Annotated in this window: 13 protein-coding genes; 12 read left to right on the top strand and 1 reads right to left on the bottom strand. The window is 59.9% G+C overall.

Going from position 1 to position 14844, the window contains the following annotated elements:
• Window positions 1–105: 105 nt before the first annotated feature.
• The 3 genes from ilvI (at window position 106) to cra (ending at window position 3541) form a co-directional block, all read left to right on the top strand.
• Window positions 106–1824, top strand: a complete 1719-nt coding sequence (gene ilvI / locus ACMGGW_RS02110) for an acetolactate synthase 3 large subunit (RefSeq protein WP_043135936.1) — start codon at window positions 106–108, stop codon at window positions 1822–1824.
• Window positions 1825–1826: 2 nt separating this feature from the next.
• On the top strand, window positions 1827–2318 hold the full coding sequence (ilvN, locus tag ACMGGW_RS02115; protein WP_004932806.1) for an acetolactate synthase small subunit: 492 nt from the start codon (window positions 1827–1829) through the stop codon (window positions 2316–2318).
• A 218-nt stretch (window positions 2319–2536) separates the two neighbouring features.
• Window positions 2537–3541, top strand: coding sequence for a catabolite repressor/activator (gene cra, locus ACMGGW_RS02120; protein ID WP_025301563.1), 1005 nt, complete (start codon window positions 2537–2539; stop codon window positions 3539–3541).
• A gap of 37 nt (window positions 3542–3578) precedes the next feature.
• On the opposite strand, the gene ACMGGW_RS02125 is transcribed toward cra, so the two are convergent.
• Window positions 3579–4019: an L-alanine exporter AlaE gene (locus tag ACMGGW_RS02125; RefSeq protein ID WP_025301564.1), complete on the bottom strand. Its 441-nt coding sequence runs from the start codon at window positions 4017–4019 to the stop codon at window positions 3579–3581.
• An 867-nt stretch (window positions 4020–4886) separates the two neighbouring features.
• Between ACMGGW_RS02125 and mraZ the strand changes: the two genes are divergently transcribed.
• From mraZ to ftsW, 9 genes are read left to right on the top strand one after another with little or no spacing between them, the layout of a single operon-like run.
• Window positions 4887–5345 (top strand): division/cell wall cluster transcriptional repressor MraZ, encoded by a 459-nt coding sequence (gene mraZ / locus ACMGGW_RS02130; RefSeq protein WP_025159638.1) that lies wholly within the window; start codon window positions 4887–4889, stop codon window positions 5343–5345.
• Between the two features lie 2 nt (window positions 5346–5347).
• Window positions 5348–6289, top strand: a complete 942-nt coding sequence (gene rsmH / locus ACMGGW_RS02135; RefSeq protein ID WP_197832150.1) for a 16S rRNA (cytosine(1402)-N(4))-methyltransferase RsmH — start codon at window positions 5348–5350, stop codon at window positions 6287–6289.
• Window positions 6286–6606, top strand: a complete 321-nt coding sequence (gene ftsL, locus ACMGGW_RS02140) for a cell division protein FtsL (protein ID WP_025301566.1) — start codon at window positions 6286–6288, stop codon at window positions 6604–6606. The genes rsmH and ftsL overlap by 4 nt, the downstream gene beginning before the upstream one ends.
• A gap of 42 nt (window positions 6607–6648) precedes the next feature.
• Window positions 6649–8412: a peptidoglycan glycosyltransferase FtsI gene (locus ACMGGW_RS02145; protein WP_004932790.1), complete on the top strand. Its 1764-nt coding sequence runs from the start codon at window positions 6649–6651 to the stop codon at window positions 8410–8412.
• Window positions 8399–9886 (top strand): UDP-N-acetylmuramoyl-L-alanyl-D-glutamate--2,6-diaminopimelate ligase, encoded by a 1488-nt coding sequence (gene murE / locus ACMGGW_RS02150; protein ID WP_197832151.1) that lies wholly within the window; start codon window positions 8399–8401, stop codon window positions 9884–9886. The genes ACMGGW_RS02145 and murE overlap by 14 nt, the downstream gene beginning before the upstream one ends.
• Window positions 9883–11244: a UDP-N-acetylmuramoyl-tripeptide--D-alanyl-D-alanine ligase gene (murF, locus tag ACMGGW_RS02155; protein ID WP_193402614.1), complete on the top strand. Its 1362-nt coding sequence runs from the start codon at window positions 9883–9885 to the stop codon at window positions 11242–11244. Before murE ends, murF begins: the two co-directional genes overlap by 4 nt.
• Window positions 11238–12320: a phospho-N-acetylmuramoyl-pentapeptide-transferase gene (gene mraY / locus ACMGGW_RS02160; protein ID WP_004932782.1), complete on the top strand. Its 1083-nt coding sequence runs from the start codon at window positions 11238–11240 to the stop codon at window positions 12318–12320. The genes murF and mraY overlap by 7 nt, the downstream gene beginning before the upstream one ends.
• A gap of 2 nt (window positions 12321–12322) precedes the next feature.
• Window positions 12323–13642, top strand: coding sequence for a UDP-N-acetylmuramoyl-L-alanine--D-glutamate ligase (murD, locus tag ACMGGW_RS02165; RefSeq protein WP_049204793.1), 1320 nt, complete (start codon window positions 12323–12325; stop codon window positions 13640–13642).
• Window positions 13639–14841, top strand: coding sequence for a cell division protein FtsW (gene ftsW / locus ACMGGW_RS02170; protein WP_025301570.1), 1203 nt, complete (start codon window positions 13639–13641; stop codon window positions 14839–14841). The genes murD and ftsW overlap by 4 nt, the downstream gene beginning before the upstream one ends.
• Window positions 14842–14844: the final 3 nt, after the last annotated feature.

Here is a 14844-nt window from a genome sequence, read left to right on the forward strand (position 1 = left end):
ATGTTAATTCGATAGCGACAACCCATAAAAATTTAGGGGCATTGCCCCGCAGCAGGCGCTACGTTCCGGCGCCAGAGAAGAATAAGCAAGCCTGGAGGCAAACCCATGGAGATGTTGTCAGGAGCCGAGATGGTCGTCCGATCGTTGATCGATCAGGGCGTTAAGCATGTATTCGGCTACCCCGGCGGGGCGGTGCTCGATATCTACGACGCCCTGCATACGGTCGGAGGGATCGATCATATTCTGGTGCGCCACGAGCAAGGTGCGGTGCACATGGCCGACGGTTACGCGCGCGCCACCGGTGAAGTGGGCGTGGTGCTGGTGACCTCCGGCCCCGGCGCCACCAATGCCATTACCGGTATTGCCACCGCCTATATGGATTCGATCCCGATGGTGGTGCTGTCGGGACAAGTGCCCAGCTCGCTGATCGGCTACGACGCCTTCCAGGAGTGCGATATGGTGGGGATTTCGCGTCCGGTGGTGAAGCACAGCTTCCTGGTAAAACGCACCGAAGACATCCCGGCGGTGTTGAAGAAGGCGTTCTACCTGGCTTCCAGCGGCCGCCCAGGCCCGGTAGTGATCGATCTGCCGAAAGATATTGTCGGTCCGGCGGTGCGGATGCCTTATGCCTACCCGCAGGACGTGAGCATGCGTTCTTATAACCCGACGGTGCAGGGCCACCGCGGGCAGATCAAACGCGCGTTACAAACCATTCTGGCGGCCAAAAAGCCGGTGATGTACGTCGGCGGCGGCGCGATCAATGCCGGTTGTGAAGCTGAATTACTGTCGTTGGCGGAGCAGCTGAACCTGCCGGTAACCAGCAGCCTGATGGGATTGGGCGCTTTCCCCGGCACCCATCGTCAGAGCGTCGGTATGCTCGGCATGCACGGAACCTATGAAGCCAACAAAACCATGCACCATGCCGACGTGATCTTCGCCGTAGGCGTGCGCTTCGACGATCGCACCACCAACAATCTGGCTAAATACTGCCCGGACGCCACCGTGCTGCACATTGATATCGATCCGACTTCGATCTCCAAAACGGTGGACGCCGATATTCCGATCGTCGGTGATGCCAAGCAGGTGTTGGTTCAAATGCTGGAGCTGCTGGCGCAGGATGAGAAAGCGCAGGATCACGATGCGCTGCGCGACTGGTGGCAGTCTATCGAGCAGTGGCGTGCCCGCGACTGCCTGGGTTACGACAAGCACAGCGGCACCATCAAGCCGCAGGCGGTGATCGAAACCCTGCACCGCCTGACCAAAGGCGACGCCTATGTCACCTCGGACGTGGGCCAGCACCAGATGTTCGCCGCGCTCTATTATCCGTTCGACAAACCGCGCCGCTGGATCAACTCCGGCGGCCTCGGCACCATGGGCTTCGGCCTGCCGGCGGCATTGGGCGTCAAGCTGGCGCTGCCGGAAGAAACCGTGGTGTGCGTGACCGGCGACGGCAGCATTCAGATGAATATTCAGGAGCTGTCCACTGCGCTGCAATATAACCTGCCGGTGGTGGTGGTGAACCTCAATAACCGTTATCTGGGCATGGTGAAGCAGTGGCAGGACATGATTTATTCCGGCCGCCATTCGCAGTCTTACATGGATTCGCTGCCGGACTTCGTCAAGCTGGCCGAGGCTTACGGCCATGTCGGCATCGCCATCCGCACGCCGGATGAGCTGGAAAGCAAGCTGGCGCAGGCGCTGGCGGAAAAAGAGCGGCTGGTGTTCGTCGACGTGACCGTCGATGAAACCGAACATGTTTACCCGATGCAGATCCGCGGCGGAAGCATGGACGAAATGTGGCTTAGCAAAACGGAGAGGACCTGATCATGCGCCGTATTTTATCTGTCTTGCTGGAAAACGAATCCGGCGCCTTGTCGCGCGTGGTCGGGCTGTTCTCCCAGCGCGGTTATAACATTGAAAGCCTGACGGTGGCGCCGACCGACGATCCGACGCTGTCGCGCATGACTATCCAGACCGTCGGCGACGAGAAAGTGCTGGAGCAGATTGAGAAACAGCTGCACAAGCTGGTGGACGTGCTGCGCGTCAGCGAGCTGGTGCAAGGCGCTCACGTCGAGCGCGAGATCATGCTGGTGAAGCTGCAGGCCAGCGGTTATGGCCGTGAAGAAGTGAAGCGCTGCGCCGACATTTTCCGCGGCCAGATCGTCGATGTGACGGCGACGCTGTACACGGTACAGCTGGCCGGCACCAGCGACAAGCTCGACGCCTTCCTGAGCGCGGTGCGTGAAGTGGCGGAGATTGTGGAAGTGGCGCGTTCCGGCGTGGTCGGCGTGTCGCGCGGCGACAAAATCATGCGCTGAGCGCGGTTTAGTGGCGAATAATCGGGGCGCGGCATGGCTGCGCCCTTTGTTTTTCGGCATTTTTTTGCCCGATTGCTGGCACCTTTCGGCAAAAGCGGTTGCTAGGTAGTGTTTTCTGCTGTTAGATCGCAGAGGCTGGATTGAATAACCGCACGGGATGTCATGGTTAATCCGAGCACAGCCTTCACTTCTATTTTCAGCGTCATTAAGGGGTTAATGTGAAACTGGATGAAATCGCGCGTCTCGCGGGCGTTTCGCGCACGACGGCCAGTTATGTCATCAACGGCAAGGCGAAGCAGTATCGTGTCAGCGATAAAACCGTCGAGAAAGTGATGGCCGTGGTCAGGGAGCATAACTACCACCCGAATGCCGTCGCGGCAGGGCTGCGCGCTGGGCGCACCCGTTCTATCGGTCTGGTGATCCCGGATCTGGAAAATACCAGCTATACCCGTATCGCCAACTACCTGGAGCGTCAGGCGCGCCAGCGTGGTTATCAATTGCTGATCGCCTGCTCCGAAGATCAGCCGGACAACGAAATGCGCTGTATCGAGCACTTGCTGCAGCGTCAGGTGGACGCCATCATCGTTTCCACCGCCTTGCCGCCGGAGCACCCCTTCTATCAACGCTGGGCCAACGATCCGCTGCCGATCATCGCACTGGACCGCGCGTTGGATCGCGAGCATTTCATCAGCGTCGTCGGGGCCGACGAGGAAGATGCCTTTGCGCTGGCGCAGGAGCTGCGCACCTTCCCGGCGGAGTCGGTGCTGTACCTGGGCGCCTTGCCGGAGCTTTCGGTCAGCTTCCTGCGTGAGCAGGGCTTCCGTCAGGCCTGGCAAGAGGATCCTCGCCATGTCGATTATCTGTACGCCAACAGCTATGAGCGTGAGGCCGCCGGCGCGCTGTTTGCCGAATGGCTGAAAACGCACCCGATGCCGCAGGCGCTGTTCACCACGTCGTTCTCTTTATTGCAGGGCGTGATGGACGTGACGCTGAAGCAACGCGGCCGTTTGCCGACCGATCTGGCGATTGCCACCTTCGGCGACCATGAGCTGTTGGATTTTCTGGAGTGCCCGGTGCTCGCGGTAGCGCAGCGCCATCGCGACGTGGCCGAACGCGTGCTGGAGCTGGTGTTGGCCAGCCTGGACGAACCGCGTAAACCCAAACCGGGACTGACGCGGATCCGCCGTAATCTGTTCCGCCGCGGTAGCCTGAGCCGCAAATAGGCCGCTCTACAGGAGCCCGCGTTGTCGGGCTCCTGGTTTAGACGTAACCCGCGACCCGAAACAGCCGTCGGCAATATTCCAGGAAATAGCCATACACCACGCCCATCGCCATGGAGACCAGCGCATTGCTGGTCACCGCCGCCAGCATTTGTTGGCCGTCGGCGCCCACGCTCCACAGAATGGCGGCATAAACCGGCGACTGGAAACTGACGTAAGCCAGCAGATCGGCGAGGTTGCGCAGTAGGAATTGGCCGCGTGGGCAGCGGCGTGCCGTGCGGATAAACAGATCGCGATAGCGGCCGTAAGGCCAGGCGATCAGGATGTTGACCGGGATCGACAGCAGGCGCGAAGAGAGGGATTGCTGGAAGCTCATGCCGGAGATCAACACTTCTATCGCCATGCCGGCGATAAAGCAGTACACCACCAGTGCGAACGTATCGGCAGCGGCGCTACGCCAGTGAGGGGCGGGCGAAAGCATGCACTCTCTCCTTTTTTTTGGTTAATGTTCTGTTAAATTATTTATTTGTAGTTGTTAGTTCTGGTTTTTTGCGATTCATATAGTGTACTAATCTGTATTGTGTTTTTTAACTGGATTTAAATTTTTATTTTTAACATTTGTTCGGTTTTTGTCCCGCAGAACAGGGGCACAGGATGGGACAGGGAGATTAAAATCGGTGAATTTAAATAAATTCATTAAAAACATGCAGTTGCGATTTTTGGTGTTTGAAGAGGTTTTTTTCCGGCAAAAATTGTGGAAATAAAGGTGTAAGAAAATGAAACCATAATTGTAAACAGGTATTTTGGGAATAATCTTACCAAATTGATTTAAATCGAAATTACTTCTGCTCGTAATATCCGAGCCATTTATTTTTATCGTGCTCTCATCATGGCGGGACAAATTGAAGTAAAATAGCGCGCAGTTTCACGGTGAATAACGATTGAGCGTTATTAACTCAAGGGGTTATGGCCTTATTCTTCGGTCGATTCGCCAGGCGCTGAGCCTTGGCGGGCGCGGGGCGGCAGCGGTTACAGCCCTGAGATTGCCGAGCTGAAAAATGAGACATGGCTTGCAGAAGGAAGTAATGAGTTAATTAATCGCCAGTTCGTCAGGTTTTTAATCAGATTCTTTCCGCTTAGAAAATTCTCTCCGTTTATCATGGTGTTAATTTTTAATCGTCGAATAATCAGAGTTTCTTTCGCGAGTCAGCTCCCAAAATGACCAGAGAAATATTGCCAAAGCGCTGGCGCTCTGGCTTGACAAGGTTTTCATACCCTCCGTAAACTCCATTGTGTGGGAATTTGTGGGGTAAAGTGGTGAAAACGGTCACTAAGGGGTAGCTCAGGAATGTTCCGTGGAGCGACGATGGTCAACCTCGACAGCAAAGGGCGGCTCGCCGTACCTACCCGATATCGGGAATTGCTCAACGAGGAATCGCAAGGCCAAATGGTCTGTACCATTGACCTCCATCAGCCCTGCCTGCTGCTTTATCCTTTGCCCGAATGGGAAATTATTGAACAAAAATTATCACGTCTGTCGAGCATGAATCCCGCCGAGCGCCGCGTTCAGCGCCTGCTGTTGGGGCATGCCAGTGAGTGTCAGATGGATAGTGCCGGTCGTTTGCTGCTTGCCAATACGCTGCGGCAACACGCCGGGCTCACAAAAGAAGTGATGCTGGTCGGTCAGTTCAACAAGTTTGAACTGTGGGATGAACAGACCTGGTATCAACAAGTCAAGGATGATATTGACGCTGAACAGTCGACTCAGGAACCGTTGTCTGAGCGGCTACAGGACTTGTCGCTATAAGCATGTTGCAAAACTATAAACACACCACCGTCCTGCTGGACGAAGCCGTCAACGGCCTCAACATCCGCAGCAACGGCATATATATCGACGGTACTTTTGGTCGCGGTGGCCATTCTCGTCTGATTCTGTCCCAGCTGGGGCCGGAAGGGCGCTTGCTGGCAATTGACCGTGACCCTCAGGCGATTGCAGCCGCCAAATCTATTGAAGATCCTCGTTTTACCATCGTACACGGCCCATTTTCCGAGTTGTCGCACTATGTGCGGGAGCGCGAACTGGTCGGCAAGATCGACGGCGTTCTGCTCGATTTGGGCGTTTCCTCGCCGCAGCTTGACGACGCAGAGCGCGGGTTCTCCTTTATGCGCGACGGTCCGCTGGACATGCGCATGGATCCGTCCACCGGCCTGTCCGCCGCGGATTGGCTGATGAAGGCCGAGGCGGACGATATCGCCTGGGTGCTGAAAACCTTTGGCGAAGAGCGTTTCGCCAAGCGCATCGCACGCGCCATCGTCGAAAGAAACCGCGTGGAGCCGATGACGCGCACCAAAGAGTTGGCGGATCTGATTGCCGATGCCAGCCCGTTCCGTGAAAAGCACAAGCATCCGGCGACGCGCAGCTTCCAGGCGATCCGCATCTATATCAACAGCGAGCTGGAAGAGATCGAGCGTGCGCTCGACGGCGCGCTGGAAGTGCTGGCCCCACAGGGCCGTTTGTCGATCATAAGTTTCCACTCGCTGGAAGACCGCATCGTCAAACGCTTTATGCGTCACCACAGCCGCGGCGCTCAGGTGCCGGCGGGCATTCCGTTGACCGAAGAGCAACTGCGCAGCATGGGCGGACGAACGCTGAAAGCGCTGGGCAAAATGATGCCGTCGGAAGCGGAAGTGGCGGACAACCCGCGTGCGCGCAGCTCGGTGCTGCGTATTGCTGAGAGGATGCCCGCGTGATCGGCAACGAACGTCACGGCCTGGTCGGGGTGATTGGCGGCGATCTGCTGCGCAACGCCAAGATCCCCATGATTTTACTGATTGCGTCACTGGTCTCCGCGGTTTTCGTGGTGACCACCGCGCACCGCACCCGCCTGCTGACCGCCGAGCGCGAACAGCTGGTTCTGGAGCGTGATGCACTGGATATCGAGTGGCGCAACCTGATTTTAGAAGAGAACGCCCTCGGCGATCACAGCCGGGTTGAACGTATCGCGACAGAAAAACTGCAGATGCAACATGTTGATCCATCGCAGGAAAATATCATCGTTAAACAATGAATGGTTTAACCGGAATAATGACACGGAGTAGAAAGGAAACGCATGAAAGCAGCGCGCCCCGGTAAGTTGAGACGCCAGGAAGATCAGGCCAGCTTTGTCAGCTGGCGTTTTGCGTTGCTGTGCGGCTGCATTTTGCTGGCGATGGTTGGCCTGATGCTGCGCGTCGCGTACCTGCAGGTCATCAACCCCGATCGTCTGGTGAAAGAAGGCGACATGCGTTCGCTGCGCGTGCAGGAAGTGCCGACCGCGCGCGGCATGATCAGCGATCGCGCCGGCCGTCCGTTGGCGGTCAGCGTGCCGGTCAATGCGGTGTGGGCGGATCCGAAAGAGCTGAACGAGCGCGGCGGCATCACCCTGGACAGCCGTTGGAAAGCGCTTTCCGATGCGCTGAACATCCCGCTGGACCAACTCTCCAACCGCATCAACGCCAACCCGAAAGGGCGCTTCGTTTATCTGGCGCGCCAGGTGAACCCGGCGATCGGCGACTACATCCACAAGCTCAAGCTGCCGGGGATCTACCTGCGGCAGGAGTCGCGCCGGTACTACCCGGCGGGGCAGGTGACGTCGCACATCATCGGTGTGACCAACATCGACGGGCAAGGCATCGAAGGCGTCGAGAAGAGCTTCGACCGCTGGCTGACCGGGCAACCGGGCGAGAGAACGGTGCGTAAGGACCGCTTCGGCCGGGTGATCGAAGATATCTCCTCCGTCGACAGCCAGGCTGCGCACAACCTGGTGCTGAGCGTCGATGAGCGCCTGCAGGCGCTGGTGTATCGCGAGCTGAACAACGCGGTGGCGTTCAACAAGGCCGAGTCAGGCACCGCGGTGCTGATCGACGTGAACACCGGCGAAGTGCTGGCGATGGCCAACAGCCCGTCTTACAACCCGAACAATATGGCCGGTACGCCGAAAGAAACCATGCGTAACCGTGCTATCACCGATATTTTTGAACCCGGTTCAACCGTGAAGCCGATGGTGGTGATGACCGCGCTGCAAAACGGCGTGGTGAGAGAAAACAGCGTGCTGAACACCATCCCGTATCGCATTCAGGGCCACGAGATCAAAGACGTGGCGCGGTACTCGGAGCTGTCATTGACCGGGATCTTGCAGAAGTCGAGTAACGTCGGTGTTTCAAAGCTGGCGTTAGCGATGCCGTCCTCAGCGTTAGTAGATACTTACTCTCGTTTTGGGCTGGGAAAAGCGACCAATTTGGGGCTGGTCGGAGAAAGCAGTGGCATATACCCAAAAAAACAACGGTGGTCTGACATAGAGAGGGCCACCTTCTCTTTCGGCTACGGGCTGATGGTAACTCCGTTACAGTTGGCGCGAGTCTATGCAACGATCGGCAGTCTGGGCGTGTATCGCCCATTGTCGATCACCAAGGTTGACCCTCCGGTCGCCGGCGAACGCGTTTTCCCTGAACCTCTGGTGCGCACCGTGGTGCACATGATGGAAAGCGTGGCCTTGCCGGGCGGCGGCGGCGTGAAAGCCGCCATCAAGGGATACCGTATCGCCATCAAAACCGGTACCGCGAAAAAAGTGGGCCCGGACGGCAAATACGTCAACCGATACATCGCTTATACCGCCGGCGTCGCGCCGGCAAGTAACCCCCGTTTTGCCCTGGTGGTCGTCATCAACGACCCGCAGGGTGGGAAATACTATGGTGGCGCAATCTCCGCGCCGGTGTTCGGCGCCATCATGGGCGGCGTATTGCGCACCATGAACGTCGAGCCTGACGCGTTGCCCACCGGTGACAAAAGCGAATTAGTGATTAACAAGAAAGAGGGTTCAGGTGGCAGATCGTAATTTGCGCGACTTACTCGCCCCGTGGGTGCCGACGGCGCCCGGGCGCGCGCTGCGGGAAATGACATTAGACAGCCGTGTGGCGGCTGCCGGGGATCTGTTTGTCGCCGTTGTCGGCCATCAAACGGATGGACGCCGCTATATTCCGCAGGCCATTGCGCAGGGCGTCGCCGCCGTGATCGCCGAAGCTGACGGTCAGGCCGAAGACGGCGCCATCGTTGAGATGCACGGCGTGCCGGTGATCTACCTGAGCCAACTGAACCAGCGCCTTTCCGCGCTGGCCGGGCGTTTTTACCACCAGCCGGGCGAGCGTCTGCGTCTGGTCGGCGTGACCGGCACCAACGGCAAAACCACCACTACGCAGCTGTTGGCGCAGTGTAGCCAACTGCTGGGCGAAACCAGCGCGGTGATGGGCACCGTCGGCAACGGCCTGCTGGGCCAGGTGTGTCCGACGGAGAATACCACCGGTTCTGCGGTGGATGTTCAACACGTATTAAACGACTTGGCGGAACAGGGCGCGACCTTCGCCGCCATGGAAGTTTCTTCCCACGGTCTGGTGCAACACCGGGTGGCGGCGCTGCCGTTCGCCGCGGCGGTCTTTACCAACCTGAGCCGCGATCACCTGGATTACCACGGTGACATGGCCAATTACGAGGCGGCCAAATGGTCGCTGTTCGCCGCCCACAGCGTGGGGCAGGCAATCATCAACGCCGACGATGAAGTCGGTCAGCGCTGGCTCGGCAAGCTGCCGGATGCGGTGGCGGTGACGATGCAGGACAACCTGCAGCCGGGCTGCCACGGCCGCTGGCTGAAAACCACGGCGGTCGATTATCACGACAACGGCGCCACGGTTCGTTTCAGCTCCAGCTGGGGCGACGGCGAGATCGAAAGCCGCCTGATGGGCGCGTTCAACGTCAGCAACCTGCTGTTGGCCTTGGCCACGCTGCTGTCGCTGGGCTACCCGCTGGAGGCGCTGGTGGAAACCGGCAGCCGTCTGCAGCCGGTCTGCGGCCGCATGGAAGTGTTTAACGCGCCGGGCAAACCGACGGTGGTGGTGGATTACGCCCACACGCCGGATGCGCTGGAGAAAGCGCTGGAAGCCGCGCGCCTGCACTGCCAGGGGCAGCTGTGGTGCGTCTTCGGCTGCGGCGGCGATCGCGACAAGGGCAAGCGTCCGCTGATGGGCGGCATCGCCGAGCAGTTCGCCGATCGCGTGGTGATCACCGATGACAACCCGCGTACCGAAGAGCCGCGCGCGATTATCAACGACATCCTGACCGGATTGCTGGACGCCGGGCAGGCGCTGGTGATCCACGGCCGCGCCGAAGCGGTAACCAGCGCCATCATGCAGGCGCAGGAGCAGGATGTGGTGTTGGTGGCGGGCAAAGGCCACGAAGATTATCAGCTGGTGGGCAACCGCCGCCTGGATTACTCCGACCGCACGACGGTCGCCCGACTGCTGGGGGTGCTGGCATGATCCCTGTCTCTCTTCAGACACTGGCTGAGGTATTGAGCGCTGAACTGATTGGCGCCGATTGCCAAATTGTCGAGGTGACGACAGACACCCGCAAGGTGACCGCCGGTTGCCTGTTTGTGGCGCTGAAAGGCGAGCGTTTTGACGCTCACGACTTCGCGGCGGATGCCGTAGCCGCAGGTGCCGGGGCATTGCTGGTCAGTAAGCGCTTATTGGTGGACGTGCCGCAGCTGGTGGTGGAAGACACCCGTTTGGCGCTGGGGCAGCTTGGCGCCTGGGTGCGTCAGCAGGTGCCGGCGCGCGTGGTGGCTCTGACCGGCTCCTCGGGCAAGACATCGGTGAAAGAAATGACCGCCGCCATTCTGCGTGAATGCGGCGAAGTGCTGTATACCGCCGGTAACTTCAATAACGACATCGGCGTGCCGCTGACGCTGTTGCGTCTGGAGCCGCAGCATGACTTTGCCGTGATAGAGCTGGGCGCTAATCACATTGGCGAAATCGCTTACACCACCGCATTGACGCGTCCGCAGACCGCTTTGGTGAACAACCTGGCGGCGGCGCACCTGGAAGGCTTCGGCTCGCTGGCCGGCGTCGCCCAGGCGAAAGGTGAAATCTTTACCGGCCTGTCGGCCGATGGCGTGGCGATCGTCAACGCCGATAACAACGATTGGCCGCACTGGCAGAGCATGCTGGGCGGCAAAACCGTCTGGCGCTTCTCGCCGCAGGCTGCCGAAGGCGTGGACTTCTTCGCGGACGACGTGCGGGTGAACGGCGCAGGCACGCAGTTCACGCTGCACAGCCCGTTCGGCACCGCCGAGATCGCGCTGCCGCTGCCGGGGCGCCACAACGTGGCCAACGCGCTGGCGGCCACGGCGCTGGCGATGTCGGTGGGTGCCACCCTCGAAGCGGTGCGTCAGGGGTTGAAACAATTGCAGGCGGTACCGGGGCGCTTGTTCCCGGTGGCGCTGGCCGAAGGCAAGCTGCTGCTGGACGACAGCTATAACGCCAACGTCGGGTCGATGACCGCGGCGGCGCAGGTGCTGGCGGAAATGCCGGGCTACCGCGTGATGGTGGTCGGCGATATGGCCGAGCTGGGCGCAGAAGCGGAAGAGTGCCACCGTCAGGTGGGTGAAGCCGCCCGCCTGGCCGGGGTCGATAAAGTGATCAGCGTCGGCGGGTTGAGCCGCGTGCTGAGCGAAGCGTCCGGCAACGGCGAACATTATCAGGACAAGACAGCAGTGATCGCGCGCGTGGCGGAATTACTGTCGGAACATGCGGTCATCACCGTGTTAATCAAAGGTTCACGTAGTGCCGCAATGGAGCAGGTAGTACGCGCGTTACAGGAGAAAGCACCATGTTAGTTTGGCTGGCCGAACATTTGGTCAAGTATTACTCAGGCTTCAACGTCTTTTCTTATCTGACGTTCCGAGCCATTGTCAGCCTGCTGACCGCGCTGTTCCTGTCGCTGTGGATGGGCCCGCGGGTGATCAAGCGTCTGCAAGAAATGTCCTTCGGCCAGGTGGTGCGCAACGACGGCCCTGAGTCGCACTTCAGCAAGCGCGGCACGCCGACCATGGGCGGCATCATGATCCTGACCTCCATCACCATTTCGGTGCTGATGTGGGCCTACCCGTCCAACCCATATGTCTGGTGCGTGCTGTTTGTGCTGGTGGGTTACGGCATCGTCGGCTTCGTTGACGACTACCGCAAGGTGGTGCGTAAGGACACCAAAGGGCTGATCGCCCGCTGGAAGTATTTCTGGCAATCGGTGATTGCGCTGATTGTCGCATTCGCCATGTACGCCGTAGGAAAAGACACGCCAGCCACCGAGCTGGTTGTGCCGTTCTTTAAGGACGTGATGCCGCAGCTGGGCCTGCTGTACATCCTGCTGGCCTATTTCGTCATCGTCGGCACCAGCAACGCGGTTAACCTGACCGACGGCCTGGACGGCCTGGCGATCATGCCGACGGTATTCGTGGCGGCCGGCTTCGCGCTGGTGGCCTGGGCGACCGGTAATATGAACTTCGCCAACTACCTGCACATTCCGTATCTGCGTCATGCCGGTGAGTTGGTGATCGTGTGTACCGCCATCGTCGGTGCCGGCCTCGGCTTCCTGTGGTTCAACACCTACCCGGCTCAGGTGTTTATGGGCGACGTCGGTTCGCTGGCGCTGGGCGGCGCGCTGGGCACCATCGCGGTGCTGCTGCGCCAGGAGTTTTTGTTGGTGATCATGGGCGGCGTGTTTGTGGTAGAGACGCTGTCGGTGATCCTGCAGGTGGGATCGTTCAAGCTGCGCGGACAACGCATTTTCCGCATGGCGCCGATTCACCACCACTATGAATTGAAAGGCTGGCCGGAGCCGCGCGTGATCGTGCGCTTCTGGATCATTTCGCTGATGCTGGTGCTGATTGGCCTGGCAACGCTGAAGGTGCGTTAATCATGGCAGACTATCAGGGTAGAAAAGTCGTCATCATCGGGTTGGGCCTCACCGGCCTGTCCTGTGTCGATTTCTTCATGGCGCGCGGCGTGACGCCGCGCGTGATGGATACCCGTATCGCGCCGCCAGGGTTGGACAAACTGCCTGAAAGCGTGGAGCGCCATCTGGGCGATCTGAATCAAGACTGGCTGCTGGCGGCGGATCTGATCGTCGCCAGCCCGGGCGTCGCGCTGGCGACCCCGGCATTGAGCGCCGCGGCTGACGCCGGCGTCGAAATCGTCGGCGACGTCGAACTGTTCTGCCGCGAGGCGCAGGCGCCGATCGTGGCGATTACCGGCTCCAACGGCAAGAGCACCGTCACCACCCTGGTGGGCGAGATGGCGAAAGCCGCCGGTTGGGCGGTGGGCGTGGGCGGCAATATCGGCCTGCCGGCGCTGAGCCTGTTGCGTCAGGAATGTCAGCTTTACGTGCTGGAGCTGTCCAGCTTCCAGCTGGAAACGACGTATAGCCTGCGGGCGGCGGCGGCGACCATCCTGAACGTGACCGAAGATCATATGGATCGCTATCCGTTCGGTCTGCAGCAGTATCGCGGTGCCAAGCTGCGCGTGTATGAAAACGCCGCGGTGTGCGTGGTGAACGCGGACGACGCGCTGACCATGCCGGTGCGCGGCGCCGACGAACGCTGTGTCAGCTTCGGCGCGGACGTAGGCGACTATCACTTGAACCGCCAGCAGGGGGAAACCTGGCTGCGGGTGCGCGGTGAGAAGGTGCTGAATACGCGCGAAATGAAGCTGACCGGCCGCCACAATTACACCAACGCCCTGGCGGCGCTGGCGTTGGCGGATGCGGTCAATATCCCGCGTGCGTCCAGCCTGAAGGCGCTGACCACCTTCACCGGCCTGGCACACCGCTTCCAGCTGGCCTGGGAGCACAACGGCGTGCGTTGGATCAACGATTCCAAAGCCACCAACGTCGGCAGCACCGAAGCGGCGCTGAACGGCCTGCAGGTGGACGGCACGCTGCATCTGCTGCTGGGCGGCGACGGCAAGTCCGCCGATTTCTCGCCGCTGGCGCGCTATCTGCAGGGCGACAACGTGCGTCTGTATTGTTTTGGCCGTGACGGCGCTCAGCTGGCACAGCTGCGGCCGGAAGTGGCGACGTTGACCGAGACCATGGAGCAGGCGATGCGCACCATCGCCGGCCGCGTAATGCCCGGCGATATGGTGCTGTTGTCGCCGGCTTGCGCCAGCCTCGATCAGTTCCGTAATTTTGAAGTGCGCGGCGATGAGTTCGCCCGCCTGGCGCAGGAGCTTGGCGGATGAAACTACGCTTGCCGAACTTCGGGCTGACAGAACGGCTGAAAGACTGGGTGACCGGCGCGCGCGACAACGACGCGGTCAACATGGTGCTGTACGATCGCACCCTGCTGTGGTTGACCTTCGGGTTGGCGATCATCGGCTTCGTGATGGTGACCTCGGCCTCGATGCCGATCGGCCAACGTCTGGCGGACGATCCGTTCCTGTTCGCCAAACGTGATGCGCTGTACCTCGGCCTGGCGTTCGGCCTGTCGCTGGTGACGCTGCGCATCCCGATGGAAATTTGGCAGCGCTACAGCAACGTGATGCTGCTGATGTCGATCGTGATGCTGCTGATCGTCCTGGTGGTGGGGAGCTCGGTAAACGGGGCCTCGCGTTGGATCGCACTCGGCCCGCTGCGTATTCAGCCCGCGGAGCTGTCCAAGCTGTCGCTGTTCTGCTACCTGGCGAGCTATCTGGTGCGCAAGGTGGAAGAGGTGCGCAGCAACTTCTGGGGCTTCTGCAAGCCGATGGGCGTGATGGTGGTGCTGGCGGTGCTGCTGCTGGCGCAGCCGGACCTCGGTACCGTGGTGGTGCTGTTCATCACCACGCTAGCAATGCTGTTCCTGGCCGGTGCGAAAATGTGGCAGTTCCTGGCGATCATCGGCTCCGGCGTGTTCGCCGTGGTGCTGCTGATCATCGCGGAACCGTACCGTATGCGCCGCGTGACGTCGTTCTGGAACCCGTGGGCCGACCCGTTCGGCAGCGGCTACCAGCTGACCCAGTCGCTGATGGCGTTCGGCCGCGGCGAGTTCTGGGGGCAGGGGCTCGGCAACTCGGTGCAGAAACTGGAGTATTTGCCAGAGGCACACACCGACTTCATCTTCTCCATTTTGGGGGAAGAACTGGGCTATATCGGTGTGGTTTTAGCCCTGTTAATGGTATTCTTCGTCGCTTTTCGCGCGATGTCCATCGGGCGCCGCGCGCTGGAGATCGACCAACGCTTCTCCGGCTTCCTGGCCTGCGCGATCGGCGTGTGGTTCAGCTTCCAGGCGCTGGTTAACGTCGGCGCCGCCGCGGGCATGCTGCCGACCAAAGGTCTGACGCTGCCGTTGATCAGTTACGGCGGTTCGAGCTTGCTGATTATGTCGACGGCGATCGTGCTGTTGCTGCGAATTGATTATGAAACGCGCCTGACCAAGGCTCAGGCGTTTGTGAAGAGGTAAGGG

The organism is Serratia sp. BNK-4, from assembly GCF_048685115.1.
Lineage (GTDB): Bacteria > Pseudomonadota > Gammaproteobacteria > Enterobacterales > Enterobacteriaceae > Serratia > Serratia bockelmannii.

What these genes read in the sequence shown, in the direction of transcription:
- ilvI (WP_043135936.1), top strand. Translation starts at nt 106, where the DNA reads ATGGAGATGTTGTCAGGAGCCGAGATGGTCGTCCGATCGTTGATCGAT.
- ilvN (WP_004932806.1), top strand. Translation starts at nt 1,827, where the DNA reads ATGCGCCGTATTTTATCTGTCTTGCTGGAAAACGAATCCGGCGCCTTG.
- ACMGGW_RS02125 (WP_025301564.1), bottom strand. Translation starts at nt 4,019, where the DNA reads ATGCTTTCGCCCGCCCCTCACTGGCGTAGCGCCGCTGCCGATACGTTC.
- mraZ (WP_025159638.1), top strand. Translation starts at nt 4,887, where the DNA reads ATGTTCCGTGGAGCGACGATGGTCAACCTCGACAGCAAAGGGCGGCTC.
- rsmH (WP_197832150.1), top strand. Translation starts at nt 5,348, where the DNA reads ATGTTGCAAAACTATAAACACACCACCGTCCTGCTGGACGAAGCCGTC.
- ACMGGW_RS02145 (WP_004932790.1), top strand. Translation starts at nt 6,649, where the DNA reads ATGAAAGCAGCGCGCCCCGGTAAGTTGAGACGCCAGGAAGATCAGGCC.
- murF (WP_193402614.1), top strand. Translation starts at nt 9,883, where the DNA reads ATGATCCCTGTCTCTCTTCAGACACTGGCTGAGGTATTGAGCGCTGAA.
- mraY (WP_004932782.1), top strand. Translation starts at nt 11,238, where the DNA reads ATGTTAGTTTGGCTGGCCGAACATTTGGTCAAGTATTACTCAGGCTTC.
- murD (WP_049204793.1), top strand. Translation starts at nt 12,323, where the DNA reads ATGGCAGACTATCAGGGTAGAAAAGTCGTCATCATCGGGTTGGGCCTC.
- ftsW (WP_025301570.1), top strand. Translation starts at nt 13,639, where the DNA reads ATGAAACTACGCTTGCCGAACTTCGGGCTGACAGAACGGCTGAAAGAC.